We start from the raw sequence: 1,015 nt of genomic DNA on the forward strand, positions 1-1,015 counted from the left end.
CCACTGACTCCCGCGACACGAGGGTGGTGTCGAGCGTGTGCCGGGTGCGCGGCGTGGTCTCGCCGTCGATGAGCGCGAGGAGGGTCGCCGCCGCCTGCGTGCCGAGCGCGTGCATCGGCTGCGCGATCATCGTGAGGGGCGGATCCATGACGGCCGCCCACGAGCTGTCGTCGAAGCCGATGAGCGAGACGTCGGCCGGGTAGGCGAGCCCCGCGGCGCGCACGGCCCGGAGGGCGCCCGTCATCGCATCCGTCTCGGTGCAGAAGATCGCCGTGGCGCGGTCGGGCAGGGCGAGCATGCGGGCGACCTCGTCGACCGCACGCGCCTCGGTCTTCTCGCCGACCATCACGAGGTCGGGATCGAACCGGATGCCGGCATCGTCGAGCGCGTCGAGGTAGCCGCGGAGGCGCTCGGCGTCGGTCCAGAGGTTCTTCGCCGCGGCCTCGAGCAGCTCGCGGCGAGTGGCCGGACGCGCGTCGGCCGTCGGGCCCCACACGAACCCGATCCGGGTGTGCCCGGCACGGATCAGCGAGTCCACCGCCTCGCGAGCTGCCTCGCGGTTGTCGATCACGACCGCGTCGAGGTCGAGGTGCGCGACCTCCCGGTCGACGAGCACCACGGGGATGCCGTGGTCGATCGCGGCCGACACGTGCGCGACATCCGCTCGCGTGACCGCAGCCGAGGCGACGATGACGCCGTCGACGCGCTTGTCGATGAGCACGTTCATCGCGGCGATCTCCTCGTCGAGCGACTCATGCGTGCTCAGCACGATCGTGTCGAAGCCGCGGTCGCGCGAGGTGTCGGAGATGCCGCGCACGACGCCCGCGAAGAACGGGTTGCCGATGTCGGCCACGATGACGCCGAGCGTGTGGGTGATGCCGGTGGACATGCTGCGCGCCAGCGCGTTCGCGCGGTAGCCCAGCTGCTCGGCCGCCGCGAGCACGCGCTCGCGCAACTCAGGGCTGACGTAGCCGTACCCGCCGAGGGTGCGCGCGGCGGTCGCCCGGCCCACTCC

At 72.5% G+C, this 1,015-nt stretch carries 1 protein-coding gene; it reads right to left on the bottom strand.

The window, feature by feature from the left end:
* The coding region (locus GH736_RS23415; protein WP_159607452.1) for a LacI family DNA-binding transcriptional regulator at nucleotides 1-1,015 on the bottom strand (1,015 nt) is incomplete at both ends.

Origin of the sequence: Agromyces humi, assembly GCF_009720255.1 — a bacterium.
In the GTDB taxonomy this organism is placed as follows: Bacteria; Actinomycetota; Actinomycetes; order Actinomycetales; family Microbacteriaceae; genus Agromyces; species Agromyces humi.